Origin of the sequence: Pseudomonas sp. 8209 (genome assembly GCF_028682105.1) — a bacterium.
Classification (GTDB): domain Bacteria; phylum Pseudomonadota; class Gammaproteobacteria; order Pseudomonadales; family Pseudomonadaceae; genus Aquipseudomonas; species Aquipseudomonas palmensis.
The window spans coordinates 92,710-117,778 of record NZ_JANIAH010000002.1 but is presented as its reverse complement, the minus strand read 5'-3'; the positions used below and the strand labels follow the sequence as shown (position 1 = coordinate 117,778).

At 64.8% G+C, this 25,069-nt stretch carries 22 protein-coding genes; 12 read left to right on the top strand and 10 right to left on the bottom strand.

Going from position 1 to position 25,069, the window contains the following annotated elements; genetic code table 11:
* Positions 1–47: 47 nt before the first annotated feature.
* Positions 48–1,532 carry a right-handed parallel beta-helix repeat-containing protein gene (locus tag NP552_RS04050; protein ID WP_196932137.1) on the bottom strand — a complete coding sequence of 495 codons (1,485 nt, stop codon included), beginning with the start codon at positions 1,530–1,532 and terminating at the stop codon, positions 48–50.
* A gap of 242 nt (positions 1,533–1,774) precedes the next feature.
* On the opposite strand from NP552_RS04050, the gene NP552_RS04045 reads away from it, so the two are divergent.
* From NP552_RS04045 to def, 3 genes are all read left to right on the top strand, one after another.
* A complete protein-coding gene (locus tag NP552_RS04045; RefSeq protein WP_043864177.1) occupies positions 1,775–1,966 on the top strand; it encodes a CsbD family protein in 192 nt (63 codons plus the stop codon).
* 167 nt (positions 1,967–2,133) lie between these two features.
* Positions 2,134–3,117 carry a YihY/virulence factor BrkB family protein gene (locus tag NP552_RS04040; protein ID WP_043864176.1) on the top strand — a complete coding sequence of 328 codons (984 nt, stop codon included), beginning with the start codon at positions 2,134–2,136 and terminating at the stop codon, positions 3,115–3,117.
* A complete protein-coding gene (def, locus tag NP552_RS04035) occupies positions 3,107–3,646 on the top strand; it encodes a peptide deformylase (RefSeq protein WP_043864175.1) in 540 nt (179 codons plus the stop codon). Before NP552_RS04040 ends, def begins: the two co-directional genes overlap by 11 nt.
* Here def and NP552_RS04030 read toward each other — a convergent pair.
* Positions 3,598–4,050 (bottom strand): GNAT family N-acetyltransferase, encoded by a 453-nt coding sequence (locus NP552_RS04030; RefSeq protein ID WP_043864174.1) that lies wholly within the window; start codon positions 4,048–4,050, stop codon positions 3,598–3,600. The genes def and NP552_RS04030 overlap by 49 nt on opposite strands.
* A 282-nt stretch (positions 4,051–4,332) precedes the next feature.
* On the opposite strand from NP552_RS04030, the gene NP552_RS04025 reads away from it, so the two are divergent.
* A complete protein-coding gene (locus NP552_RS04025) occupies positions 4,333–4,590 on the top strand; it encodes a DUF2790 domain-containing protein (RefSeq protein WP_043864173.1) in 258 nt (85 codons plus the stop codon).
* 3 nt (positions 4,591–4,593) lie between these two features.
* On the opposite strand, the gene ada is transcribed toward NP552_RS04025, so the two are convergent.
* From ada to NP552_RS04010, 3 genes are all read right to left on the bottom strand, one after another.
* On the bottom strand, positions 4,594–5,664 hold the full coding sequence (gene ada / locus NP552_RS04020) for a bifunctional DNA-binding transcriptional regulator/O6-methylguanine-DNA methyltransferase Ada (RefSeq protein WP_043864172.1): 1,071 nt from the start codon (positions 5,662–5,664) through the stop codon (positions 4,594–4,596).
* 93 nt (positions 5,665–5,757) lie between these two features.
* Complete coding sequence (locus NP552_RS04015; protein WP_274096452.1) at positions 5,758–6,381, bottom strand: DNA-3-methyladenine glycosylase family protein; 624 nt, start codon at positions 6,379–6,381, stop codon at positions 5,758–5,760.
* Positions 6,382–6,533: 152 nt separating this feature from the next.
* Complete coding sequence (locus NP552_RS04010) at positions 6,534–7,859, bottom strand: aminotransferase-like domain-containing protein (protein WP_274096451.1); 1,326 nt, start codon at positions 7,857–7,859, stop codon at positions 6,534–6,536.
* Positions 7,860–7,947: 88 nt separating this feature from the next.
* On the opposite strand from NP552_RS04010, the gene NP552_RS04005 reads away from it, so the two are divergent.
* The 4 genes from NP552_RS04005 (at position 7,948) to NP552_RS03990 (ending at position 10,287) form a co-directional block, all read left to right on the top strand.
* Complete coding sequence (locus NP552_RS04005) at positions 7,948–8,904, top strand: threonine dehydratase (protein ID WP_043864169.1); 957 nt, start codon at positions 7,948–7,950, stop codon at positions 8,902–8,904.
* Positions 8,905–8,961: 57 nt separating this feature from the next.
* The gene (locus NP552_RS04000; RefSeq protein ID WP_274096450.1) at positions 8,962–9,216 is read left to right on the top strand and encodes a type II toxin-antitoxin system HicA family toxin; all 255 of its coding nucleotides are present in this window, start codon (positions 8,962–8,964) and stop codon (positions 9,214–9,216) included.
* Positions 9,213–9,545, top strand: a complete 333-nt coding sequence (locus tag NP552_RS03995) for a type II toxin-antitoxin system HicB family antitoxin (protein WP_043864168.1) — start codon at positions 9,213–9,215, stop codon at positions 9,543–9,545. The genes NP552_RS04000 and NP552_RS03995 overlap by 4 nt, the downstream gene beginning before the upstream one ends.
* Positions 9,546–9,627: 82 nt before the next feature.
* A complete protein-coding gene (locus NP552_RS03990) occupies positions 9,628–10,287 on the top strand; it encodes a LysE family translocator (RefSeq protein ID WP_078481629.1) in 660 nt (219 codons plus the stop codon).
* A 193-nt stretch (positions 10,288–10,480) separates the two neighbouring features.
* On the opposite strand, the gene NP552_RS03985 is transcribed toward NP552_RS03990, so the two are convergent.
* From NP552_RS03985 to NP552_RS03975, 3 genes are read right to left on the bottom strand one after another with little or no spacing between them, the layout of a single operon-like run.
* Complete coding sequence (locus NP552_RS03985) at positions 10,481–11,260, bottom strand: helix-turn-helix domain-containing protein (RefSeq protein ID WP_078481628.1); 780 nt, start codon at positions 11,258–11,260, stop codon at positions 10,481–10,483.
* 9 nt (positions 11,261–11,269) lie between these two features.
* Complete coding sequence (locus tag NP552_RS03980; RefSeq protein WP_043864165.1) at positions 11,270–11,740, bottom strand: MaoC family dehydratase; 471 nt, start codon at positions 11,738–11,740, stop codon at positions 11,270–11,272.
* Positions 11,741–11,782: 42 nt separating this feature from the next.
* A complete protein-coding gene (locus NP552_RS03975) occupies positions 11,783–12,727 on the bottom strand; it encodes an alpha/beta hydrolase (protein WP_054914948.1) in 945 nt (314 codons plus the stop codon).
* 201 nt (positions 12,728–12,928) lie between these two features.
* On the opposite strand from NP552_RS03975, the gene fadD2 reads away from it, so the two are divergent.
* Together fadD2 and fadD1 are read left to right on the top strand one after the other, a co-directional pair.
* A complete protein-coding gene (fadD2, locus tag NP552_RS03970) occupies positions 12,929–14,617 on the top strand; it encodes a long-chain-fatty-acid--CoA ligase FadD2 (protein ID WP_274096449.1) in 1,689 nt (562 codons plus the stop codon).
* Positions 14,618–14,900: 283 nt separating this feature from the next.
* Complete coding sequence (gene fadD1 / locus NP552_RS03965; RefSeq protein ID WP_043864162.1) at positions 14,901–16,598, top strand: long-chain-fatty-acid--CoA ligase FadD1; 1,698 nt, start codon at positions 14,901–14,903, stop codon at positions 16,596–16,598.
* 90 nt (positions 16,599–16,688) lie between these two features.
* On the opposite strand, the gene NP552_RS03960 is transcribed toward fadD1, so the two are convergent.
* Positions 16,689–17,996 carry an NAD(P)/FAD-dependent oxidoreductase gene (locus NP552_RS03960; RefSeq protein ID WP_043864161.1) on the bottom strand — a complete coding sequence of 436 codons (1,308 nt, stop codon included), beginning with the start codon at positions 17,994–17,996 and terminating at the stop codon, positions 16,689–16,691.
* 27 nt (positions 17,997–18,023) lie between these two features.
* A complete protein-coding gene (locus NP552_RS03955) occupies positions 18,024–19,388 on the bottom strand; it encodes a glutamine synthetase family protein (protein WP_058541534.1) in 1,365 nt (454 codons plus the stop codon).
* Between the two features lie 443 nt (positions 19,389–19,831).
* Between NP552_RS03955 and hrpA the strand changes: the two genes are divergently transcribed.
* A complete protein-coding gene (hrpA, locus tag NP552_RS03950; protein WP_054914945.1) occupies positions 19,832–23,743 on the top strand; it encodes an ATP-dependent RNA helicase HrpA in 3,912 nt (1,303 codons plus the stop codon).
* A 194-nt stretch (positions 23,744–23,937) separates the two neighbouring features.
* A complete protein-coding gene (locus NP552_RS03945; RefSeq protein WP_274096448.1) occupies positions 23,938–25,059 on the top strand; it encodes a beta-ketoacyl-ACP synthase III in 1,122 nt (373 codons plus the stop codon).
* Positions 25,060–25,069: the final 10 nt, after the last annotated feature.

Genomic DNA, 25,069 nt, shown 5'->3' with positions numbered 1-25,069 from the left:
GACCATTCGCAGACAATCCCTGCCGACGAATGGCCACCCCGCGGTCCTCAGCGCGCCAGCGCCTTGCTCAACTCCGAGGTGGCCCCGTCGGACCGGGTGACCGTCGCGGTGAACGCCTGCAGCCCATCTGCTTGCGGCAATACATACTCGAACTGCGCCTGACCCTTGGCATCCGTCGCCACCATCACTTCGCCCAGATACTGCTCCGCTTCACCGGCCTTTGAGTCAGCATTGCCGAACACCTCCACCCGCAACAGGCTGTCGGGCTCGCCACTCACCTGGCCCAGCAAGCGGTCACCTTTGACTGCCTTGAGCAGCGGGGCCGCCTGATCGTGATTGGGTACCGGCTGGCAACCCTGCGGTGCGGCCTTGTCGGTGCAGATGATCGCCCGGTTGGTGCCCGACGGGTCGACACCGATGCCACGCGAGCCCACATAGATCGCATGCTCCAGCGCCGGCACCGAAAACACGATGGCACCGGTGCGCTGATCGGGCACGCACGAACCGCCCGCTTCGCAGCGCCGGATATCCTGGCTGTTGTTCCAGATGCGGTTGGCGGTCAGGCGGTTGCTGGTGGAGGTCGGCTCCGGGCGCAGCGCCACGCCGATGCGGTTGCCGTGGATCAGGTTGCCATCGAGGATGTTGCCCGCACCGCTGACGCTCACGCCGATGGAGTTGCCGGTAAAGGTGTTGGCCCCCAGGTAATTACGCTGGCCCCAGTTGATCTGCAGGCCGTCGGAATAGTCCTCGAAGCGGTTGCGCACCACCGTGTTGTCATTGCCCCACAGGATCTCGATGCCCTGGGAGGGCTCCGCGTTGGCCGGGGTGGAGCGAAACAGGTTGTCGGCCACCAGGTTGAACGCCGCGCCGCGGGTCAGCTCCAGGCCGTCGCCGTTGTCCACCAACTGGTTGCGCAGCACCTTGTTGTTCACCGTGGTGGTGGCGGTCGAATTGCCCTGGCCGTCGTCGCCGGTCAGCATGATGCCGGCGCCACCCTTGTTGGCGGTGATGCGGTTGTCCTGGATGACGTTGTGGCTGGCGCGGTTGACCAGGATGCCGATGCAGAAATTACGCACATCCAGGCCGGAAATCTCCACGCCCTGGGTATCGCGTATCACCAGCCCCGGGCCGGTGGTGGTGCGCACATTGGTGCCGAACTGTCCGGGCACGGCGCCAGGGCATGCGCGCGTGCCGTTGCCGACGATATAGGCCGAACCGTCGATGGCGATGTACTCGCCGTTGCGCTTCCAGGCCGCACCTTCGAGGCTTACCGGGCCGAGAATCGGCGGCAGGGCCGAAGCGGGCTTGATCACGTAGGGCGGCTGGCCGACCGGGCGGATCTCGATCCGGTAGGTGCCGGGCGCCTGGTTGTTGCGCTCGATGGCCCAGCGCAGGCTGCCGGGCTGCTCGTCGTCGGCATAGCGATCGACCACCAGGGTGGTCAGGGCGGCGGGCTGTACGGCAGGTGCTGCGTGCAGGGCATGGGCAGGTACGGCCAGCAGCAGGGCTGCCAGCAAGGGGGAGATACGCATGGGTAGTGATCGCTGTGTCTGTTGTTTTTATCGCGCCCGGGCTGCAGGGCGCTGGTGCCCGATTCTAGGCAAAGCCGACAGCCCCTGGCGCAGGCCAGGCACGATTGGGGGCGATATTCGCCCGCTGTTTATCCATTGTGGGAATCCACACCGCACAAAAATATTTGAAACTCTCGCAGAAGCGGGCGGGTCCATTGACTGTCGACACTGACAGCTATTTGTTCCCCTTCAGGAGAAATGCCATGAGCAGCACTTCGGACAAAGCAAAAGGCTTGGCCAACGAAGCGGTAGGCAACATCAAGCAAGGCGTGGGCAAGGTGACCGATAACGATAAACTGCGCGCCGAGGGCAAGGCCCAGGAAGTCAAGGGCGAAACCCAGCAGGCAGTGGGCAAGGCCAAGGATGCGGTCAAGGATGCTGTGAAAAAGCCCTGACCGGCTGCGCGTGTAGCCGATAACGGCCATCTTCGGGTGGCCGTTCTGCTGTCTGTGGCAATCAATCGTAACCTCACAGACGTGGTCTACTAGACTACCGTCAGGTAAAACACCCCCCCAACGCTTGGATTACTGCCTATGACAGTGGAGCGGCGAAAGGAGACGCTATGATTTTCCCCAACTTGCACGGCCTGCCGTTGCATCGTGTTCTGGTGCGCACGGTAAGCGAGTTTCTCGATGACGAGATGTCCACCTATGCGTCGGCCCTGGCCTACCAGATGCTGTTTTCGCTGTTCCCCTTCCTGCTGTTCCTGATCGCCCTGATCGGGTTTCTGCATCTGCCCGACTTCTTCACCTGGCTGCGCCTGCAGTCGGAACTGGTGTTGCCGCCCCAGGCGCTGGAGCAGGTCAACCCGGTGATCGACCAGTTGCAGCAATCCAAGGGCGGGCTGCTCTCGGTAGGTATCGTGATCGCCCTGTGGACCGCGTCGGCGGGCGTGCGCCTGATGATGAGCGCGATGAACGCCGCCTATGACGTGGTGGAAGGGCGCCCGGTGTGGAAGCGCATCCCGCTCTCGGTGCTGTATACCGTCGGAATCGCCGGCATGCTGCTGGCCGCCGCCGCCTTGATGGTGCTCGGCCCGCAGGTGATGGAATGGATCGCCTCGCAGGTAGGCATGCAGGAGTTCATCGTCACGCTGTGGACCATCCTGCGCTGGCCGGCCATCATCATCCTGATGATGGTGGCGGTGGCATTGATCTATTACGTGATGCCCGATGTGGAGCAGGAATTTCGCTTCATCACCCCCGGCTCGGTACTGGCGGTGGTGGTGTGGATCATCGCGTCGCTGGGGTTTGGCTACTACGTCAAGACGTTTGCCGACTACAACGCGATGTACGGCAGCATCGGTGCGATCATCGTGCTGTTGCTGTACTTCTATATTTCTGCCGCAGTATTGCTGCTGGGGGCGGAGATGAATGCGGTGATCGAGCACATGTCGGCCGAAGGCAAGGACCCTGGCGAGAAGGAAATGCCCGACGACGATGCGCCGGAACATGATAAAAAGCATGTTTCCGGGCTGGGGCGCGATCACTCCATCCCGTCCGATTCCGCGCCTGAACCCGTGAGCCGAGCCCCGCATGATTCGTGACATCCTGAAGATGGGCGATGAGCGCCTGTTGCGCGTTGCACCGCCCGTACCGGCCCGCCTGTTCGGCACTGCCGAGCTGGAGCAGCTGATTGCCGACATGTTCGACACCATGCAGCACGTGGGCGGCGTGGGGCTGGCGGCGCCGCAGATCGGGGTCGACCTGCAACTGGTGATCTTCGGCTTCGAGCGTAGCGAGCGCTACCCGGATGCCGAGCCCGTGCCGCAGACCATTCTGCTCAACCCGGTGATCACCCCGGTGGGCACCGAGGTCGAGGATGGCTGGGAGGGCTGCCTGTCGGTGCCCGGCCTGCGCGGCGTGGTCAGCCGCTACCGGCACATTCGCTACAGCGGGGTCGACCCGCAGGGCCAGCCCATCGAGCGCTCGGCAGAGGGTTTTCATGCGCGGGTGGTGCAGCACGAATGCGATCACCTGATCGGTCGCCTGTACCCCTCGCGCATTCATGACTTCAGCAAGTTCGGTTATACCGAGGTGCTGTTCCCGGGGCTGGACCCGGCCAGCGACGACTGATCCCGCGCCAACGCGATCAACGATTTGCTGCGCTGATAGCGCGCCAGGCGCTCATTGAGCTGCAGCGGCAGTGCGCCGGCAGGGCTGAACCCCAGTGGCTGGTAGAAGGCCAGCAGGTCCGGGTGGCAGAACAGCCACACCGTGCCCGGCTTGCCGGCGCAGGCATGCTCGATCAGTTGTCGTGCAATGCGCCGGCCGCGCCAGGCGGGTGCCACCAGCAAGCCGGTCAGCCAGAACCCCTCGGGTACCGCGCTCATGTTCACTGCGGCGACAAGCTCACCCGCACGCGCCACCCAGGCCTCGCCCTTGGCACTGGCACGCATGGCCGTACCTTCGGCGCGATAGAATTTGTTCAGCAAAGGGCGCTCTGCAGCGCTTAGCAGGCTGTAGCGTATTTCACTCACGGCGGTTTCCAGCAAGGGCTCTGGCACGGGCTTTTACACGGGCTTGGGTAGGCTGTCGAGGGCTTGTCGTGCGGTTATTGTTACCGAGGCGGTAACAGTGAATGTCCGGCTTCGGGCTTCAACCACCTTCGCAACCTTATAAACTTGACCCATCCCAGCAACTAGAAGCGTAACGGGATCGGTACTTCGTGTTATGTCCATTCGTTGATATGACAACTTCTCCGCGCCAACTCGGCTGATGAAGTCAAACACTTCGTTTGATTGCTTTGCAGGCCTAATACCATGAAAACCTTACTTGCACTTGTATTGGTGGGTGTCTCTTCGTTCGCCCTGGCGGACGAGGTCAAGACCGCTGCTGCGCAGCCGGTGGTCGAGCAATATGACTATTCGACCAACCTGGACATCGCCCGGGTGATCAGCCTCTCGACCCTGCCCAATGTCTGCGAAGTGGTGCCGGCCACCATGACCTATGAAGACCATCAGGGCCAGCGCCACACCATCGAATACCGCGCCATGGGCGACGGCTGCAGCCAGGGCTGATCATTACAGGTCACTGGGCTGTTGTTCCCGGGCCAGGAGCGCCTGCTTGCGCTCCACGCCCCAGCGGTAGCCGGACAGGTTGCCATCACTGCGTACCACCCGATGACAGGGCACTGCCACCGCCAGGCTGTTGGCGGCGCACGCCTGGGCCACCGCCCTGACTGCCCTGGGCGCGCCAATGCGCTGGGCGATCTCGGCGTAGCTGGCGGTGCTGCCTGCCGGGATGCTGCGCAACGCCTGCCACACCCGCTCCTGGAAGGCCGTGCCGCGCAGGTCCAGCGGCAGGTCCAGGCCCAGGGCGGGCGCTTCTATGAACCCCACCACCTTGGCCACCCACTGCTCGAATTCGGCGTCGGCGCCAATCAGTTCGGCTTTGGGAAACTTGTCCTGCAGGTCGTGCAGCAACGCCTCGGGGTCGTCGCCCAGCAGGATGGCGCACACCCCGCGCTCGCTTTGGGCCACCAACAGCGCGCCGAGTGAGCACTGGGCAATGGCAAAGCGGATCGAGGCATTGGCGCCGCCCGCGCGATAGGCGGCCGGGGTCATGCCCAGCCGGGCGTTGCTGTCTTCGTAGAAACGGCTGTTGGAGTTGTAGCCAGCCTTGTACAGGGCGTCGGTGATCGAGCCCGGCTGCTCAAGCTGCCGGCGTACCTTGTGCGCGCGTCTGGCATTGGCGTAGGCCTTGGGGGTGAGGCCGGTCGCGGCCTTGAACACCCGGTGGAAGTGATACGGGCTCATGCCGACATGGGCGGCCACTTGCTTGAGGCTGGGCTCGACCTCGGCCGTTTCGATCAGCTGGCAGGCCCGGGTGACCTGGGTGGCATGCTGCTCGGCCAGTTGGCGCGGGTCGGCGGCGTAGTGCCGGCTGGGGCGATAGCCGGCGGCCTCGGCCTGGGCGGCAGTGTCGAAGAACTCGACGTTCTCCGGGCGCGGCAACCGTGACGGGCTGGAGGCGCGGCAGTAGACCCCGGTGGTGCGAACCCCATAGACGAAATCATCATCCGCCGCGGCGTCGCGGGCCAGCACGGCTTGCCAGCGTGGGTCGTTGACATCGATCGAAGGTGTGCGGGGCATGGCGAGTGGCTCTTGGCTGAGGGCGATTTGGTGAGGGTAGGTGGTGCCGTGTGGGGCGGCACTCCGGGTCTTGCGGTGGAATTCGCCCGGATTTCAGCCGGTGGCGGGTACGCGCCACAGGTACCAGGCGGCCACGGTGCGATACGGGCTCCACGGGGCGCCCAGTTCCAGCATCTGTTTGCGCGTGGGCTGGGCGGGCAGGGCGAACAGGCGACGGTAGCCTTCGCGCACGCCGAAGTCATCGGCGGGCAGGGTGTCCATGTGTTCAAGGGTGTAGATCAGCAGCATCTCCACGGTCCAGCGTCCAACCCCGCGCAGTTGCGTCAGGCGCTCGATCAGGCTGGTTTCGTCGAGACGGCGGGCCAGCTCATGGTCGGGTACCAGGCCGTCGAGGCGAGCCTGGGCGATGCCCTGGATAGTGGCCAGCTTGCTCGCGGAAAACCCGCAGGCACGCAGTTGCTCGGGCGCGGTGGCCAGCAGTTGCTCGGGGCTGGGGAAGGCCTGCCCGGGGTACAGCGCCAGGAACCGCCGCAGGATCGCTTCGGCGGCCCTGGCGTGCAATTGCTGGTAGGCAATCGACCTGACCAGCGCCTGATACGGGTCGCGGGTGGGCAGCGTTTGGTGCAGGCATGGGCCGATGCGCTCGATATGCGCGGCCCAGATCGGGTCGAGGCTGGCCAGGTGGGCGCAGGCCTGGGTGTAGAACAGCGGGTTCATGCCGGTTTCCGTGGGTAAGGGAGCAGGTTCAGTGTAGAAAAGGTGACTGGGGTTTCACTCCGGATGTTGCGATTGAATTGGAGGGCCTCTTCGCCGGCACCGGTACCGCGTTCTCTGCAGGAGCCGGCCTTGCCGGCGAAGGGGCGGCCCGCTCACCCTGAAACCACTTCCGCCACCCTTTCCAGCGCCTGCTTCAACTGCACCCGGCTCTGCGCCGCCGACAGGCTGATGCGCACCGCTGCCCGGTCGCCCTGGCGCACCGCGAACACCTCGGCTGGCACCACTGCCACGCCGGCATCACGGCACGCTGTGGCGCGCACACCGTTGACCCAGACATGCGGCGAAGGCACATCCCCCACCAATGCCTTGCCCAGTATCCGCCTGGCCATCCGCCAGCGCTGACCCACTTCTTCACGCTGCCAGGCCACGCGTCGCGCCGCGGTGCCGTCATCGATCCAGCGGCAGGCGATCTCCAGGTCCAGCGGCGACACCGGCCAGTGTGTTGCCTGGGCATGCGGGTCGATGCGCGCCAGCAACTCGGCGCTGCCGACGATCCAGCCCAGGCGCAAACCGGCCGCGACGCTCTTCGACAGGCTGGTGACCAGCACGCCGCGCCCGCCCACCTGTGCCAGCAGCGCCGGGGTATCGGCCAGGGCACCGTAGACATCATCTTCGATCAGGGTCAGGGCATGGCGCTCGATCACTGCGGCAATGGCGGCCTGGCGCGCAGCGCCCATGCAGGCGCCGGTGGGGTTCTGCAGGGTCGGCGTCAGCACCACGACCCGCGCGCCGGTGGCCCGTGCGACACGGTCCAGGTCGTCGGGCAGGATGCCCTGGCCGTCCAGCGCAACCTCGTGCAACGGCAGGCGCAATTGTCGACAGGCCGCCTTGATGCCGGGTGCGGTCAAGGCCTCGACCATCACGGCGTCTCCTGGCTGGCACAGCGAAAGCAGCACGTTGAACAACCCCAGCTGGGCACCGCCGCACAGCAGCACCTGGCGCTCGTCCAGTTGCAGGCCGCGCCGGCGCAGCCAGGCGGCGCCCTGAAGGCGCCCGCGCAGCAACTGTTCGGCACCCAGGTAATGCTCGAGCTGGCCGGCAGGGCCTTGTTCCAGCAGATGGCGCAAGGCATGCGCCAGGTCGGGGCTGCTGTCGTCGGCCACCGGCACATTGGTCGACAGGTCGATCTGCGTCGCTTGCTGGCCGGGTTGCTTGAGGCGGAACAGCGTTGCTTCCTTGCTGCCCGCCAGCACGTAGGTGCCGCGCCCTACCTCACCGGACACCAGGTGCCGGGTCGCTGCCTCGCGGTACGCCTGCTGGGTGGTGCTGGGGTTCAGGCCCAGGTTCCAGGCCAGGCGCCGCTGCGGCGGCAGGCGCTCGCCCACTTTCAGCTCGCCGCTTTCGATCGCCCGCGCAATCGCCTCGACCAGTTCGAGGTAGCGGGGCAGGGAGGTGTCGCCTAGGGTGGGGGTCCACATTTATTGTTGGCCATGCAATATAAGGGTTCACCCATACAATGCGGCGCGACTAGGATCAGGTCAATTCCCCTGGCCATCGAGGTGCCTCATGTTCGACCTGTCCGCCCTGCGCGACGCTGCCCGCCTGGTACACACCCGCGTTCCTGCCACGCCCCAGTACGCCTGGCCGCGCCTGGCCGAACGCGTGGGCTGCCAGGTGTGGGTCAAGCACGAGAATCACGCGCCCACCGGTGCCTTCAAGGTTCGCGGCGGGCTGCTGTACGTGCAGGCGCTGCTGGCGCGCTCACCCACGGTGCGCGGGCTGGTCACCGCCACCCGTGGCAACCACGGGCAGAGCCTGGCGCTGGCGGCGCGCAGTGCCGGGTTGCCGATCATCATCGTGGTGCCCGAGGGCAACTCGCGGGAAAAGAATGCCGCCATGCGCGCGCTGGGTGCGCAGCTGGTGGAGCATGGCGCCGATTTCGACCTGGCGCGGGCCGAGGCGGCGCGACTGGCGCAGGTGCACGGCTATGAAAGCGTGCCGCCGTTCCACCCGGACCTGATCCGCGGCGTGGCTACCTACGCGCTGGAGCTGTTCGAGGCCGTACCGGCGCTGGACTGCGTGTACGTGCCGATCGGCATGGGCTCGGGCATCTGCGGGCTGATTCGTACCCGTGACCTGCTGGGGCTGCACACCGAGATCGTCGGGGTGGTGTCCACCGAGGCCGATGCCTTTGCCTCGAGTTTCGAGCAGAACCGCATCGTCACCACCGAAACCGCCAACACCTTCGCCGACGGCATGGCATGCCGCATGCCCTTGCCCGAGGCGTTCGAGATCATCCGCCAGGGCGCGGCGCGGGTGGTGCGCGTCAGCGACCCTGAAATCGCCAACGCCATGCGCATCTTCCACGAAGACACGCACAACACCGCCGAAGGTGCCGGTGCGGCGGGGCTGGCGGCGTTGCTGCAGGAGCGCGAGCGCCAGCAGGGGCGCAAGGTGGCAGTGGTGCTCAGTGGCGCCAATATCGACCGGGAGCGGTATGCGCAGGTGCTGGCGGGTCACTGAAAGATCCTGAATGACTCCTTTGGAAAAAATGCTATCTTATTTTGATAGCATTTTCCGATGAACAATCGATGTCGAAAGACCCTCGATGCCATTTTTCGGATACCGACCCTTTCTTCTGTGGTCTTCTCCGATATTGAAGCGCTGGTTCTCCATCTTGGGGGGCGGGTCATCGAGCGTGAGGGCTCAAGGCTCAAGCTGGTGCTGGGCGATCAGCAGTGGCGCTGCCACCGCCCGCACCCAGGCAAAGAGGCCAAGCGATATCAGGTTGAAGAAGCCCGTGAATTTCTCTCGCGGGCAGGAGTTCAGGTATGAGCAGTATGACTTACAAGGGCTATTCGGCTCGTGTCGAATACGACGCACGCGACGATATCTTCGTCGGGCGGGTACTCGGGGTTCGAGACATCATCAGTTTTCACGCAAGCTCCGTGAGTGCGCTGCATGAAGCGTTTAGCCTGGCGCTTGAAGACTACCTGGCCGATTGTGCTGAACAGGGCATCGCTCCCGAGAAACCGGCTTCTGGCAAGGTGATGCTGCGTATCCGGCCAGAGGTGCACGCCGCTGCCAGCATCGCGGCGCAGGCTGCAGGCAAGAGTCTCAATCAATGGGCCGATGAGGTCTTCGAGCGGGCCGCGCGGGCCTGAGCACGGCAATTTCTTCCAATACACCACCCTCCCTCACTGAGTCTAATGGCGCCTGCCCTTCATCGTCGGTAGTTGAGCGTTCATGCCATTTTCAAACGGATTTCTTCTCAGTCTGTCGTTGTGCCTGGATATCGGCGTGGCCAATATCGCCATGATCACCCTGGCCATGCAGCGCGGCTTTCTGCAGGGCTTCTGGCTGGGGCTGGGCACCTGTGTGGGGGATCTGATCTATGCCGTGGCGGCATTGCTCGGCATGACCGTGCTGCTGCAGTTCACCAGCGTGCGCTGGGTGTTGTGGGTGGGCGGTTCGCTTTTGCTGGTGTGGTTTGCACTGAAGATGCTGCTGGCCGCCTGGCGCGGCAATGCGCATATGGACACCAGCCAGCAGGTGGTGCGCGAATCGCCCTGGCGCGAGTTTCTGCGCGGCATCTTTCTGGCCATGTCTTCGCCCAGCGCGATCCTGTGGTTTGCCGCGGTCGGCGGGGTGCTGATCTCGCGCTCCGGCGCAGGCGGCATGCTCGAGGCCGGGTTGTTTCTCAGCGGGTTCTTCATTGCCGGGCTGCTGTGGTGCGCGTCGCTGTGCACCTTGGCTAGCCACGGCGGGCGCCTGCTGGGCGACCGTCTGCTGACCTGGTCGTACCTGGCCTCGGCGGGCATCTTCTGCTATTTCGCGGTGTACGTGATCGTATCGGGCTACCGCGAATTCATCCTCGCCGCGCCGGTCGCCGGGGCGGGTCTATAATCAGTCGGTCACCGGCAAGCAGGTGTCGCGCTCAGCGGAGGGCCTGTCATGAAAGGTCTGGATGCGAAAAAATCGGTCAAGAAGAAACCCGCCAAAACCGCCAAGGAAAAACGCACGGCAAAACGTTCCAAGGACGGGACGGCAGGCTTTTTGCCGCATTGACCGGTCAGGGCTGCGCCAGCAGCTCTTTTGCTTATGAAGGCTTGAACGCCTGCCAGTAATGATGGGGCGTGGCGCCCATTACCCGGCGAAAACTGTTGATGAAATGGCTCTGGTCGTAGAAGCCCAGAAGCTGGGCCACGTCCAGCGGGTGCAGGCCGGCGCGCAGGCAACGGCGTGCCTCGATCAGGCGCAGTTGCATGTGGTACTGCAGCGGTGCCAGCCCTGTGGCCTTCTTGAAGCTGCGCACGAAGTGGTACTTGCTCAACCCGGCCACCTGCGCAAGCTCGTCCAGCTCAAGCTTGTGCCCCAGGTGCTGGCGCATGAACTGCAGTGCCTGGGCCAATGCGTGGCTGTATTCGCCGGGCCTGCCGGGCGACTGCTCCAGCCATTGCGCCAGCAGGGCCAACAAGGCTTCCTCCTGATGGCCGGAGTGTGCCGGCGCACGGGCGAAGGCCACGATCGCCTGGCACAGCGAAGGCTGGTCGAACACGCCTTGCTCGAACAGCGGGCTGTTCAGGTTGTTCTGGCTGACCAACCGGGCTATCGCCTCGGGCGCCAGGTGCAGGCTGATGTACTCCACGCCTGCCGGGTCGAAGGTGGAGGCCTGCACCGCCAGCGGGTTGTACAGGGTCACCTGACCCGGCGCCGCCTGCAGCTCACGTCCGTCCAGCCAGATCTGCTCGCAACCGCTCAGGTTAACGCCCAGCACATACTCGTCATGGGCATGACGCGGAAAGCTGGCGGCGCTGGCCCTGACCCAGTAGGCCTCGACCAGGCCGCCCGCCTGCAGGTGCTCGGTCACCAGCGCCATGGGCCGCTATCAGCCGATGGTGATCGGCGGCGGGCTCACCAGGTCGACGCTCTGCTGCTTGCGCGGGGCGAGGATCTCGGCTTCGCCGTCCACCACCAGTTCGTCGTGCTGGTTGAACACGCGGGTGGCAATGCGCACGCGGAACTTGGGCAGCTTCTCGAGGATTTCCAGGCGTACGGTCAGGGTGTCGCCGATCTTCACCGGCTTCTGGAAGCTCATCTGCTGGCCCAGGTAGATGGTGCCGGGGCCGGGCAGTTCGCAGGCCACTGCGGCACTGATCAGCGCGCCGCTGAACATGCCGTGGGCAATGCGTTCCTTGAACATGCTCCTGGCCGCGAATTCGGCATCCAGGTGCACCGGGTTGTGGTCACCGGACATCGCGGCGAACAGCTGGATGTCGCGTTCTTCGACCGTCTTGCTGAAGCTGGCGGTCTGGCCCACTTCGAGGGCTTCGTAAGGCGTGTTGGTGACCTGGGTCATGCAGGCTGTTTCCTTCAAGGTTCGGACAAGGTGCGTACTGTATCACTCGCTGCGGGCCGGGCGACCCTGGGTCAGCGCCTGCTCGAGCCAGGCGATGAGCGCCGCCGTCACCTCGTCACGGTTGGTTTCGTTGAGCAGTTCATGGCGTGCCTGCGGGTAGAGCTGCAATTGCACGCGCTGATTGCCGGCAAGGCGCAGGGCGCCGACCAGATCCTTCAGACGCTTGCCGGCGCTCACCGGATCACATTCGCCGCCCATCACCAGGATCGGCAGGTTGGGATCGATCTGTGCCAGGTGCCGCGGCTGGCTGATGTGTTCCAGGCCCATCAGCAGGTCGACCCACAGGCGGTTGGTGCAGCGAAACCCGCACAGCGGGTCGGCCACGTAGGCGTCGACCTCGGCGCTGTCGCGGCTGAGCCAGTCGAAGGCCGTGCGGTTGGGCTTGAACGCCTTGTTGAACGAACCGAACGACAGCCAGTCGATCAGGGCGCTGCGTCCCAGCGGGCCCTGGCGCCAGGCTTCGAGGCGGGCGATCACGCAGGCCGCGCGGTACAGCGCCGGTGGCTGGAAGTTGGAGCCGCTGAGCACCGCCCCCTGCAGGCTGGCGCTGTGGTGCAGCAGGTAGGCCTGGACGATGTAGCTGCCCATGCTGTGGCCGAACAGGAACAGCGGGGCGCCCGGGTGCTGCTGGCCGATGTGCTGGGCCAGGCTGGCCAGGTCGTTGACCACGCTGTCCCAGCCCTGGTGGCTTGCGAACAGCCCCAGGGTGCCGTGTTCGGCGGTGCGCCCGTGGCCGCGCTGGTCGTGGGCATACAGCGCGAAGCCGGCAGCGCTCAGTGCCTGCCCGAGGCGCTGGTAGCGCCCGGCATGCTCGGCCATGCCATGGGCCAGCAGCACCACGGCCCGGATCGGCGCGGCGGGCAGCCATTGATACACATGCAGGCTGCAATGGTTGCTGGCCGGCAGCCAGAACACGTCGTGGTTCATGGCGGTTCCCTTGCGCAAGTGGCTGATCCTGCAAGTGTATAGCCCATTTGTGTAATTGAACGGATGATGGCAACAAGATTCAGAATGTTAATGACAGGTCTTGGCATGTTTGCCCCCTGCGGCTTAACTGCTAACGTCGGCACACGATGCGATTTTCTGCATGCAGGCAGCCCACAGGCTCAGGAATGAGGACAAGAATAAATGCAAGCTGACTTCTGGAATGACAAGCGCCCCGCGGGCATGCCCTCACATATCGACCTGACTGTCTACAAGTCGGTGCTGGAGGTGTTCGAGCGCTCCTGCAAGCGCTTCGCCGACCGCCCGGCGTTCACCAACCTGGGCGTCACCCTGACCTACGCCGATCTGGATCGCCAGTCCGCAGCCTTTGCCGGCTACCTGCAACAGCACACCGACCTGGTCCCGGGTGATCGCATCGCGGTGCAGATGCCCAACGTGCTGCAGTACCCGATTGCCGTGTTCGGCGCGATGCGCGCCGGGCTGATCGTGGTCAACACCAACCCGCTGTACACCGCGCGCGAGATGCGCCACCAGTTCAAGGACTCCGGCGCCCGTGCCCTGGTGTACTTGAACATGTTCGGCAAGCTGGTGCAGGAGGTGCTGCCCGATACCGGCATCGAGGTGCTGATCGAGGCGAAGATGGGCGACCTGCTGCCGCTGGCCAAGGGCTGGCTGGTGAACACCGTTGTGGCGCGGGTCAAGAAGATGGTGCCGGCGTATCACCTGCCCCAGGCGGTGCCGTTCCGGCAGGTGATGCGCCAGGGCCGTGGCCATGCGCTCAAGCCGGTGCAGGTGACGCTCGATGACGTGGCGGTGCTGCAGTACACCGGCGGCACCACCGGCCTGCCCAAGGGCGCGATGCTCACCCACGGCAACCTGGTGGCCAACATGCTGCAGGTGCTGGCGTGCTTTTCGCAGTTGGGGCCGGACGGGCAGAGGATGATCAAGGAAGGCCAGGAGGTGATGATCGCGCCGCTGCCGCTGTATCACATCTATGCCTTCACCGCGAACTGCATGTGCATGATGGTCACCGGCAATCACAACGTGCTGATCACCAACCCGCGCGACATACCGGGCTTTGTCAAAGAGCTGAAAAAGTGGCGCTTCTCGGCATTGCTGGGCCTGAACACGCTGTTCGTGGCACTGATGGAAAATCCGGATTTCAAGCACCTGGACTTCTCCTCGCTGAAGGTCACCAACTCCGGCGGCACGGCGCTGGTCAAGGCCACTGCCGAGCGCTGGGAGAGCATCACGGGGTGTCGCATCGTCGAAGGCTATGGCCTGACCGAAACCTCGCCGGTGGCCAGCACCAACCCCTACGGCCAGCAGGCGCGCCTGGGTACGGTCGGCATACCGCTGCCCGATACGGCGTACAAGGTGATCGATGATGACGGCAACGAGCTGGCCCTGGGCGAGCGCGGCGAGCTGTGCATCAAGGGGCCGCAGGTGATGAAGGGCTACTGGCAGCGTCCGGACGCCACCGCCGAGGTGCTCGATGCGCAGGGCTGGCTCAAGACCGGCGATATTGCAGTGATCGACCCGGACGGCTTCACGCGCATCGTCGACCGCAAGAAGGACATGATCATCGTGTCGGGCTTCAACGTGTACCCCAACGAGATCGAGGACGTGGTGATGGCGCACCCCAAGGTGGCCAACTGCGCGGCCATCGGAGTGCCGGACGAGCGTTCCGGCGAGGCGGTGAAACTGTTCGTGGTGCCACGCGATGGCGGCGTGAGCGTCGAGGAGCTCAAGGCCTACTGCAAGGCCAACTTCACCGGCTACAAGGTGCCCAAGCAGATCGTGCTGCGCGATTCGCTGCCGATGACCCCGGTGGGCAAGATCCTGCGCCGGGAATTGCGCGATATCGCCTGAAAGCCATTCGCCGGCCAGGCTGGCTCCTACTTTGCCGTGTAGGAGCCGGCCTTGCCGGCGAAGCTTTTGCTGAATAGACCCTTTACTCTAAAAATGACTACTGGGTATTCGTTAGTCATTTATGTGACTTTGCGGCCCACTTTGGCTCTAGGCGCCCTCTGGCAAAGCTGCTACTCTCGGCGCGCTTCTGATGCTTCGGTTTGTAGCAATCCGTCATCACATATCAATAATAATCGCGTCGACTGCGGAGAAGATTTCGCTGTTGCTGGAGGAGTGGGCTTCCATGATCGAACACTTTTGGAAGGATAAGTACCCAGCCGGGGTTGCCTCGCAAATCAATCCTGATGAGTATCCGAACATTCAAGCGGTATTGAAGCAGTCCTGCCAGCGTTTCGCCGACAAGCCGGCGTTCAGCAACCTGGGCAAGACCCTCACCTATGGCGAGCTGTATGAGCTGTCGGGGGCGTTTGCCGCCTACCTGCAGCAGCATACCGACCTGCAGCCCGGTGACCGCATCGCGGTACAACTGCCAAACGTATTGCAATACCCCGTGGCCGTCTTCGGTGCGATGCGCGCCGGGCTCATCGTGGTCAACACCAACCCGCTGTACACCGCGCGGGAGCTGGAACACCAGTTCAACGATTCCGGTGCCAAGGCGCTGGTGTGCCTGGCCAACATGGCCCACCTGGCCGAAAAGGTCGTTCCCAAGACCCAGGTCAAGCACATCATTGTCACCGAAGTGGCCGACCTGCTGCCACCGCTCAAGCGTCTGCTGATCAATAGTGTGATCAAGTACGTGAAAAAGATGGTGCCGGCCTACCACCTGCCCAAGGCCGTCAAGTTCAACGATGCGCTGGCCAAGGGGCAGGGCAAGGCGGTCAACGAAGTCAGCCCCGACAGCGGCGATGTCGCCGTGCTGCAGTACACCGGTGGCACCACGGGTGTGGCCAAGGGTGCGATGCTGACCCACCGCAACCTGGTGGCCAACATGCTGCAATGCCGTGCGCTGATGGGCTCGAACCTGGGCGAGGGCTGCGAGGTCCTGATCACGCCGCTGCCGCTGTACCACATCTATGCCTTCACCTTCCATTGCATGGCGATGATGCTGATCGGCAGCCACAACATCCTGATCAGCAACCCGCGCGACCTGCCGGCGATGGTCAAGGAACTGTCCAAGTGGAAGTTCACCGGCTTCGTCGGCCTGAACACCCTGTTCGTGGCCCTGTGCAACAACGAGACCTTCCGCAAGATGGACTTCTCGGGGCTCAAGCTCACCCTGTCGGGCGGCATGGCCCTGCAGGTGGCGGTGGCCGAGCGCTGGAAGAGCGTCACCGGTTGCTCCATCTGCGAAGGCTACGGCATGACCGAGACCAGCCCGGTGGCGGCGGTCAACCCGGCCGAGCACAACCAGATCGGTACCATCGGCATTCCGCTGCCGTCGACCCTGTGCAAGGTGATCGACGACAATGGCAAGGAGCTGGCGCTGGGCGAGATCGGCGAGCTGTGCATCAAGGGCCCGCAGGTGATGAAGGGCTACTGGCAGCGCGAAGAGGCGACCACCGAGATCCTGGATGCCGACGGCTGGCTCAAGACCGGTGATATCGCGGTGATCCAGACCGATGGCTACATGCGCATCGTCGACCGCAAGAAGGACATGATTCTGGTGTCCGGCTTCAACGTTTACCCGAACGAACTCGAAGACGTGCTGGCGACCCTGCCGGGCGTGTTGCAGTGCGCCGCCATTGGCGTGCCGGACGAGAAATCGGGCGAACTGATCAAGATCTTCATCGTGGCGCGGCCGGGTGTGACCCTGACCAAGGACCAGGTGATGGAGCACATGCGCGCCAATGTCACGGCGTACAAGGTGCCGCGCCTGATCGAGTTCCGCGATGCCTTGCCGACCACCAACGTGGGCAAGATCCTGCGGCGCGAGTTGCGCGATGAAGAGTTGAAGAAGCTGGGCCTCAAGAAGATCGCCTGAGGTTTAACCTTCGGGCCTCATCGCGGGTCAAGCCCGCTCCCACAAGGACAGTAGTGATCCCTGTGGGAGCGGGCTTGACCCGCGATGTTTTCAACGCAGTTTCTCAAGCATCTGGTAGTACCACATCCCCGCCGCCAGCAATGGGTTGCCCAGCACATCGCCCATCGGCACCTTGATGTGGCTGCAGCCGGCAAAGGTATCGAATCGGCTCAATGTGCCGGTGATCGCTTCGGCCATGATCTCGCCCATGATGTGGCTGGTGGCAATGCCATGCCCCGAATACCCCTGGCAGTACCACACGTTGTCCGACAGCTTGCCCAACTGCGGAATGCGGTTGACCACGATGCCCATCGCGCAGCTCCACTGGAATTCGATCGGCACGCCCTTGAGCGCCGGAAAGGTCGCCTCGATGCACGGGCGCAGCTCCCCCGCGATATCCCGCGAATCACGTCCCGAATAATTGGCCCCGCCACCGAACAGCAGGCGCCCGTCTGCGGTCATGCGGTAATAGTCGAGCACGAAGCGGCAGTCGTACACCGCCAGGTCCTGCGGGTTGAGCTTGCGGGCCAGCTCGCCCAGTGGGGTGGTGGTCACGATGCCGCCCATGGCCGGGAAGATCTTGCCCTTGAGCTGGGGCTTTTCCAGCTTGTGGTACACGTCGCCGGCCAGCATCACCTGGCGTGCGTTGACCCGGCCCTTGGCCGTGACCACCGCAGGTTTGTCGCCATGCACGATCTCCAGCACTTCGGAGTTCTCGAAGATCAGCGCCCCCAGCTGGTGCGCCGCCCGCGCCTCACCCAGGCACAGGTTGAGCGGGTGCAGGTGCAGGTTGCGCAGGTTCTTCAGCGCGCCCAGGTACAACGGGCTGTCCAGGTGCTGGCGCACCGCCTCGCGGTCGAGCATCTGCACCTGCTCGCCCATGCCGCGCCGCTGGGCTTCGTCGGCGAAGGCCTGCAGTTCGGCCATGTGCGCAGGCTTCATGGCCGCGTGCAGGTGGCCGTGCTTGAGGTCGCAGTCGATGGCATAGCGTTCGACCCGTTGCTGGATGATGTCGTGGCCGCGAAAGCGCAGTTGCCAGATGAAATCGTCCACGTCATCGCCCAGGCGCTTGCGCATCTGTTTGCGCATGGCCTCGTCACCCGACAGGCTGCCGGTGACCTGGCCGCCGTTGCGCCCGCTGGCGCCCCAGCCGATACGGTTGGTTTCGACGATGGCCACCTTCAGGCCGCGCTCGGCCAGTTCCACCGCGCTGGCCACGCCGGTGAAGCCGCCACCGATGATCACCACGTCGACCTCGACCGTGCCCTGCAGGGTCGGGTACTGGGTGGTGTCGTTCAGGCTGGCGGTGTAGTAGGAGGCGCTGCGCTGGGCGGTGCCGTGGTTGAGGGCTGCATTCATGGGTGTGTTCCTTGAAGAATAGGGGGCTCAGGCCTGGGTCAGGTACCAGCGCCAGTCCTGCTCGCCGACCTCGGCCATGAACTGGCGGTACTCGGCGCGCTTGACCGCCAGGTACACCCCGAGGAAGGCCTCGCCGAACGCTTCGCGCGCCCAGCTGGAGCGCTCCAGCGCGGTCAGCGAGGTCAGCCAGTCGGTGGGTAGCAGCGTCTTGGCCTGGGCGTAGCCGTTGCCCTGCACCGGGGCGCCGGGGTCCAGTTGCTGGCGGATGCCATGGTGGATGCTGGCCAGAATGGCCGCGGCTGCCAGGTACGGGTTGGCATCGGCGCCGCAGATGCGGTGTTCGATATGTCGGGTGTTGGCCGGCCCGCCGGGCACGCGCAGGCTCACGGTACGGTTGTCCACACCCCAGGTCGGCGCCAGCGGTGCATAGCTGTTGGCCTGGAAGCGGCGATAGGAGTTGGCGTTGGGGCAGAACAGCAGCAGCGAGTCGAGCAGCATGGCCAACATGCCGCCCACCGACTGGCGCAGCAGGGGCGTGCCGGCCTTGTCTTCGCTGGCGTACAGGTTGTGGCCGGCGGCGTCGGCCAGGCTCACGTGCATGTGCATGCCGGTGCCGGCCAGGTGCTCGAACGGCTTGGCCATGAAGCAGGCCTGCATGCCGTGCTTGTGTGCCACGCCCTTGACCAGGCGCTTGTAGCGCACCGCCTGGTCCATGGCCAGCAAGGCGTCGCCGTGCTCCAGGGTGATCTCCACCTGGCCGGGGGCGTATTCGGAAATCGCGGTACGCGCAGGGATGCCCTGGGCCTTGCAGGCGCTGTACAGGTCGGCCAGAAACGGTTCGATCTGCTCCAGCTCGCGCAGGCCGTATACCTGGGTGGCGCGGGGGCGACCGCCGTCGGTATCCAGTGCCGGTTGCGGGTGGCCCAGGTGATCGCGCTTCTGGTCGAGCAGGTAGAACTCCAGCTCGCAAGCCATTACCGGCTCATAGCCATCGGCCTTGAGCGCGTCGATCACCTTGGCCAGCAGTTGGCGTGGATCGGCGACGGTGGCCGGCAGGCCTTCGCTGGGGTGCATGCTCACCTGCACTGCCGCCGTGGGGATCTGCCGCCACGGCATGCGCACCAGGCTGCCGGCCAGCGGGTATGCGCGGCAGTCGATATCGCCCACGTCCCACACCAGCCCCGAGTTCTCCACATCGTCGCCGTTGAGGGTCAGGCCGAGGATGGTGCTGGGCAGCGGCCGCCCGCTTTCATACACGGCCAGCAGTTCCTCGCGGTGCAGCAGCTTGCCGCGGGGCACGCCGTTGGCGTCGAGGATGAACAGCTCGATCATCTCGATATCGGGGTTGGCGGCCAGGAAATCCTCGGCCTCGGAAACAGGGGCAAACTGCATGGTGCACTCGCTTACGCCGTGGCGGCGTACAGGATCGCGCGCCAGTGGGCACGTCGATCGGTCGACAGGTTGGCCGCAACCGGGCCAGCGGTATCAGTGGGGTGCGAGGGCGGTATCTGGTGGGCGGGCATGGCGGCAATGCCACAAGGCCCAGAACGCGAGGATGCTATTGAACAGCGGATTTTCACCGGGGCGCGCCCGCACCTTCGGGAACGAAGGGCGCATCAGGGGGCGGGGCGTACACGCTGGCAAAGTCATGCACGGATACTCCCACGCGTGGGAAGGTTCATTAAATCGGCCTTTGTATACCTTCAGTTAATCAATGGCTAAACAATGGCCCTGCATGGCGAACCGTGCCGTGGCAGGGCAAATCTGCGACAATCCCCGACCAAACTACGCCGATCATGTGAAAGCAGGCTCACCTGCATTATTAAAAAGACGTCATGACTGACCAGAACGCCGCCATCGAGCAACTGCTGAAAAACCTTGACCACGCCATGATCGCCGAGCGCCATCGCCTGCGTCGGCAACTGCATGACCTGCGCAAGCGCCCCGACGAGGCCAAGCTGGCCCAGTGGGCCGCCCGGGTACAGGCCTCCTGCGATCAGGTCGCCGCGCGCAAGGCCAGCGTGCCGCGCATCCACTACGACGACAGCCTGCCGATCGCGGCCAAGCGTGACGAAATCAAGAAGGTGCTGGCCGCCCACCAGGTGCTGATCATCGCGGGCGAAACCGGCTCGGGCAAGACCACCCAGTTGCCCAAGATCTGCCTGGAACTGGGCCGCGGCCAGCATGGCCAGATCGCCCACACCCAGCCGCGCCGGATTGCCGCGCGCAGCGTGGCCACCCGCGTGGCCGAAGAGCTGGGTACGCCGCTGGGCGCGCTGGTCGGCTACCAGGTGCGCTTCGAAGACCAGAGCGATGCCAACACCCTGGTCAAGCTGATGACCGACGGCATCCTGCTGGCCGAAACCCAGCACGACCGCTTTCTGGAACGCTACGACACGATCATCGTCGACGAAGCCCACGAACGCAGCCTGAACATCGACTTCCTGCTCGGCTACCTCAAGACCCTGCTGCCGCGGCGCCCCGACCTCAAGGTCATCATCACCTCCGCGACCATCGACCTGGAGCGCTTTTCCAGGCACTTCAACGATGCGCCGATCATCGAGGTGTCCGGGCGTACCTACCCGGTCGAGACCTGGTACCGGCCGCTGACCAGCGAGCAGGACGAGGAGGGCAACCGCGTCGAGGACGATCTGACCGTCGACCAGGCGATCCTGGCCACCCTCGACGAGATTGCCGCCCATGAGCGCAGCATCGGCAAGGGCCCGGGCGACGTGCTGGTGTTCCTGCCCGGCGAGCGCGAAATTCGCGATGCCGCCGAGATGCTGCGCAAGGCACAGCTACGCCACACCGAAATCCTGCCGCTGTATGCACGGCTGTCGCCGGCCGAGCAGCAGAAGATCTTCCAGTCCCATCCGGGGCGGCGCGTGGTGCTGGCCACCAACGTTGCGGAAACCTCGCTGACCGTACCGGGCATCCGCTACGTGATCGACAGCGGCACGGCGCGCATCAGCCGCTACAGCTACCGTGCCAAGGTGCAGCGCCTGCCCATCGAGGCGGTGTCCCAGGCCAGTGCCAACCAGCGCAAGGGCCGTTGCGGGCGGGTCGAACCGGGCATCTGCGTGCGCCTGTACAGCGAGGACGACTTCAATGGTCGGCCCGCCTTTACCGACCCCGAGATCCTGCGCACCAACCTGGCTGCGGTGATCCTGCAGATGCTGCACCTGCGCCTGGGCGAGATCGACGCCTTCCCGTTCATCGAGCCGCCGGATGGCAAGGCCATCAGCGACGGCTTCAACCTGCTGCAGGAACTCTCGGCAGTCAATCGCGAGAACCAGCTGACCCCGCTGGGCCGCCAGCTGGCGCGCCTGCCGGTGGACCCGCGTCTGGGCCGCATGCTGCTCGAAGGCGCCAAGCAGGGCAGCCTGCAGGAGTTGCTGATCGTGGCCAGTGCACTGTCGGTGCAGGACCCCCGCGAGCGTCCGCCCGAGCGCCAGCAGGCTGCCGACCAGGCCCATGCGCAGTGGAAGGACAGCGACTCGGACTTCGCCGCGCTGGTCAACCTGTGGCGCGGCTTCGAAGAACAGCGCCAGGCCCTGACGGCCAGCCCGCTGCGCAACTGGTGCCGCAAGAATTTCCTGAATTACCTGCGTCTGCGCGAATGGCGCGATGCACACCGGCAACTGAGCCTGATCTGCCGCGACCTGCAGTTGAGCATCAACAAGGAGCCGGCCGACTACCCGCGCCTGCACAAGGCGATTCTGTCCGGGCTGCTCAGCCAGATCGGCCAGAAGACCGAGGACGGCGACTACCTGGGCGCGCGCCAGCGGCGCTTCTGGGTACATCCGTCCTCGGGCCTGGGCAAGAAACGCCCGCAATGGCTGATGACCGCCGAACTGGTCGAGACCACCAAGCTGTATGCGCGCATGGTGGCCAAGATCGAGCCGGACTGGATCGAGCCGCTGGCCGGGCACCTGATCAAGAAGAACCACTTCGAACCGCACTGGGAGAAGAAGCGCGGCCAGGTGGTGGCCTTCGAGCAGGTCACGCTGTACGGCATGATCGTGGTCGGCCGGCGCCCGGTGCACTACGGGCCGATCGACCCGCAGGCCTCGCGCGAGCTGTTTATCCGTCAGGCCCTGGTGGGCGGTGAGATCCAGTCGCGGGCCAAGTGCCTGGCGGCCAACACGCGCCTGCTCGAGCAGCTCGACGAGCTGGAGGCCAAGGCCCGCCGGCGCGACATCCTGGCTGATGAAGAGACCCTGTACGCCTACTACGAGGCGCGCCTGCCGGCCGAGATCCACCAGACCGCGACCTTCGACAGCTGGTACCGCGTCACCAGCCAGAAAGACCCGCAGTTGCTGATCATGCGCGAAGAGGACGTGCTGGCCCGCGAGGCCAGTGAAGTCACCGCCACGCAGTACCCCGATACCCTGCGCATCGGCGACCTGAGCCTGGCGCTGAGCTATCACTTCGAACCCAACCACCCCCGCGACGGCGTTACCGTGAGGGTGCCGGCGCCGCTGCTGCCCAGCCTGCCGGGCGAGCGCCTGGAATGGCTGGTGCCGGGGTTGCTGGAAGCCAAGTGCATTGCGCTGGTACGCAACCTGCCCAAGGCCTTGCGCAAGAACTTCGTGCCGGTGCCCGACTTCGTCAAGGCCGCCTTGCAGCGCATGACCTTCGCCGACGGCTCGCTGCCCCAGGCGCTGGGCCGCGAACTGCTGCGCATGACCGGTGCGCGGGTCAGCGACGAGGCCTGGGCCGAGGCGGCTGCGCAGGTGGAAGGCCATTTGCGCATGAACATCGAAGTGGTCGATGCCCAGGGCAAGTTCCTGGGTGAAGGCCGCGACCTGACCGAGCTGACGGCGCGCTTCGTTGCTGCCAGCCAGGCCGCGCTGGCCGTGCCGCAATCGGCCAAGGCCCAGCAGCCGGTGCAAGCCAAGGTGTTTGCCGAGGTGGCCCAGACCGCCCAGCAGAAGATCGCCGGGCTGTCGATGACGGTGTACCCGGCGCTGGTGGAAGAGGGCGGTACGGTCAAGGAAGGGCGCTTCTCGACCCAGGCCGAAGCCGAGTTCCAGCACCGCCGAGCCTTGCAGCGGCTGCTGCTGCAGCAACTGGCCGAGCCGGCGAAGTTCCTGCGCGGCAAGCTGCCGGGGCTGACCGAACTGGGCCTGCTGTACCGCGAGCTGGGGCGTGTCGATGCGCTGGTCGAGGACATCCTGCTGGCCAGCCTGGACACCTGCATCCTCGACGGCGAGAGCAGCCTGCCGCGCGACGGTGCCGGGCTTGCTTCGCTGGCCGAACGCAAGCGCGGCCACTGGGCCGATCACGCCGAGCGCCTGGCCCGCCTGACCCTCGAGATACTCAAGCTCTGGCACGGTCTGCAGAAGCGCTTCAAGGGCAAGATCGACCTGGCCCAGGCCGTGGCGCTCAACGACATCAAGCAGCAACTGGCCAACCTGGTGTACCCGGGTTTTGTACGGGAAACCCCGGGCATCTGGCTCAAGGAACTGCCGCGCTACCTCAAGGCGGTGGAACTGCGTCTGGAAAAACTCGGTTCGCAGGTGCAGAAGGACCGCGTGTGGAGCGGCGAGCTGAGCGGTCTGTGGGCACAGTACAAGGCGCGTGCCGACAAGCATGCCCAGGAGGGAAAGCGCGACGAGCAACTGGTGCTGTACCGCTGGTGGATCGAGGAATACCGCGTGTCGCTGTTTGCCCAGCAGTTGGGTACCAAGGTACCGATTTCCGACAAGCGCCTGGCCAAGCAATGGAGTCTGGTGGAAGCCTAATCCCCGGAACTTGTGGCACACTTGGCGAACTTCGCTACCGTGTCAGGTACCTGCCACGGTAGCTACAGAATGCAGCACAGCGTACTGCCCCGCTTGCCGGGTGCATTGCCTGTATTAATTGGTACTTTCGTGCCATTTGACCGACAGAACAGGCCGTTGCCCGGCAGGCAGCGGCCCCGAACAGAGGAACGACCGTGCATAACGTCGTCATCAGCGGCACCGGCCTGTACACCCCGGCCAACAGCATTTCCAACGAAGAGCTGGTCGAGTCTTTCAACACCTATGTGCAGCAGTTCAACGCCGACAATGCCGCTGCCATCGAACGGGACGAAGTGCAGGCACTGGCCGAGTCGAGCGCTGCGTTCATCGAGAAGGCCTCGGGCATCAAGAGCCGCTTCGTGATGGACAAGGCCGGCATCCTCGATCCGCAGCGCATGAAGCCGCGCCTGCCGGAGCGCAGCAACGACGAGCCGTCGATCCTCTGCCAGATGGGCGTGGCCGCCGCCGAGCAGGCCCTGGCGCGTGCCGGGCGCACCGCAGCCGATGTCGACGCGGTCATCGTCGCCTGCTCCAACCTGCAGCGCCCTTACCCGGCCATCGCCATCGAAGTGCAGCAGGCTTTGGGCATCGCCGGTTTCGGTTTCGACATGAACGTGGCGTGTTCGTCGGCGACCTTCGGCATTCAGGTCGCCTGCAACAGCGTGCAACTGGGTCAGGCCCGTTCGGTGCTGGTGATCAGCCCCGAGATCTGCACCGGCCACCTGAACTTCCGTGACCGTGACAGCCACTTCATCTTCGGCGACGCCGCCACGGCGGTGCTGGTCGAACGTGCCGACCTCGCTACCTCGGCGCACCAGTTCGATATCGTCAGCACCAAGCTGCTGACCCAGTTCTCCAACAACATCCGCAACAACTTCGGCTTCCTCAACCGCGCGGCGGAAGAGGGTATCGGTGCGCCGGACAAGCTGTTCGTGCAGGAAGGCCGCAAGGTGTTCCGCGAGGTGTGCCCGATGGTGGCCGAGCTGATCGGCCAGCACCTGAGCGAAAACAACCTCAACGTCAGTGACGTCAAGCGCTTCTGGCTGCACCAGGCCAACCTGAGCATGAACCACCTGATCGTCAAGAAGCTGCTGGGCCGCGACGCGCTGGTCGAGGAGGCCCCGGTGATTCTCGATACCTACGCCAACACCAGTTCGGCCGGCTCGGTGATCGCGCTGCACAAGCACCAGGACGACCTGCCCAAGGGTGCCCTCGGGGTGCTCAGTTCGTTCGGTGCCGGCTACTCGATCGGCAGCGTGATCCTGCGCAAACGTTGATCGCCCACGC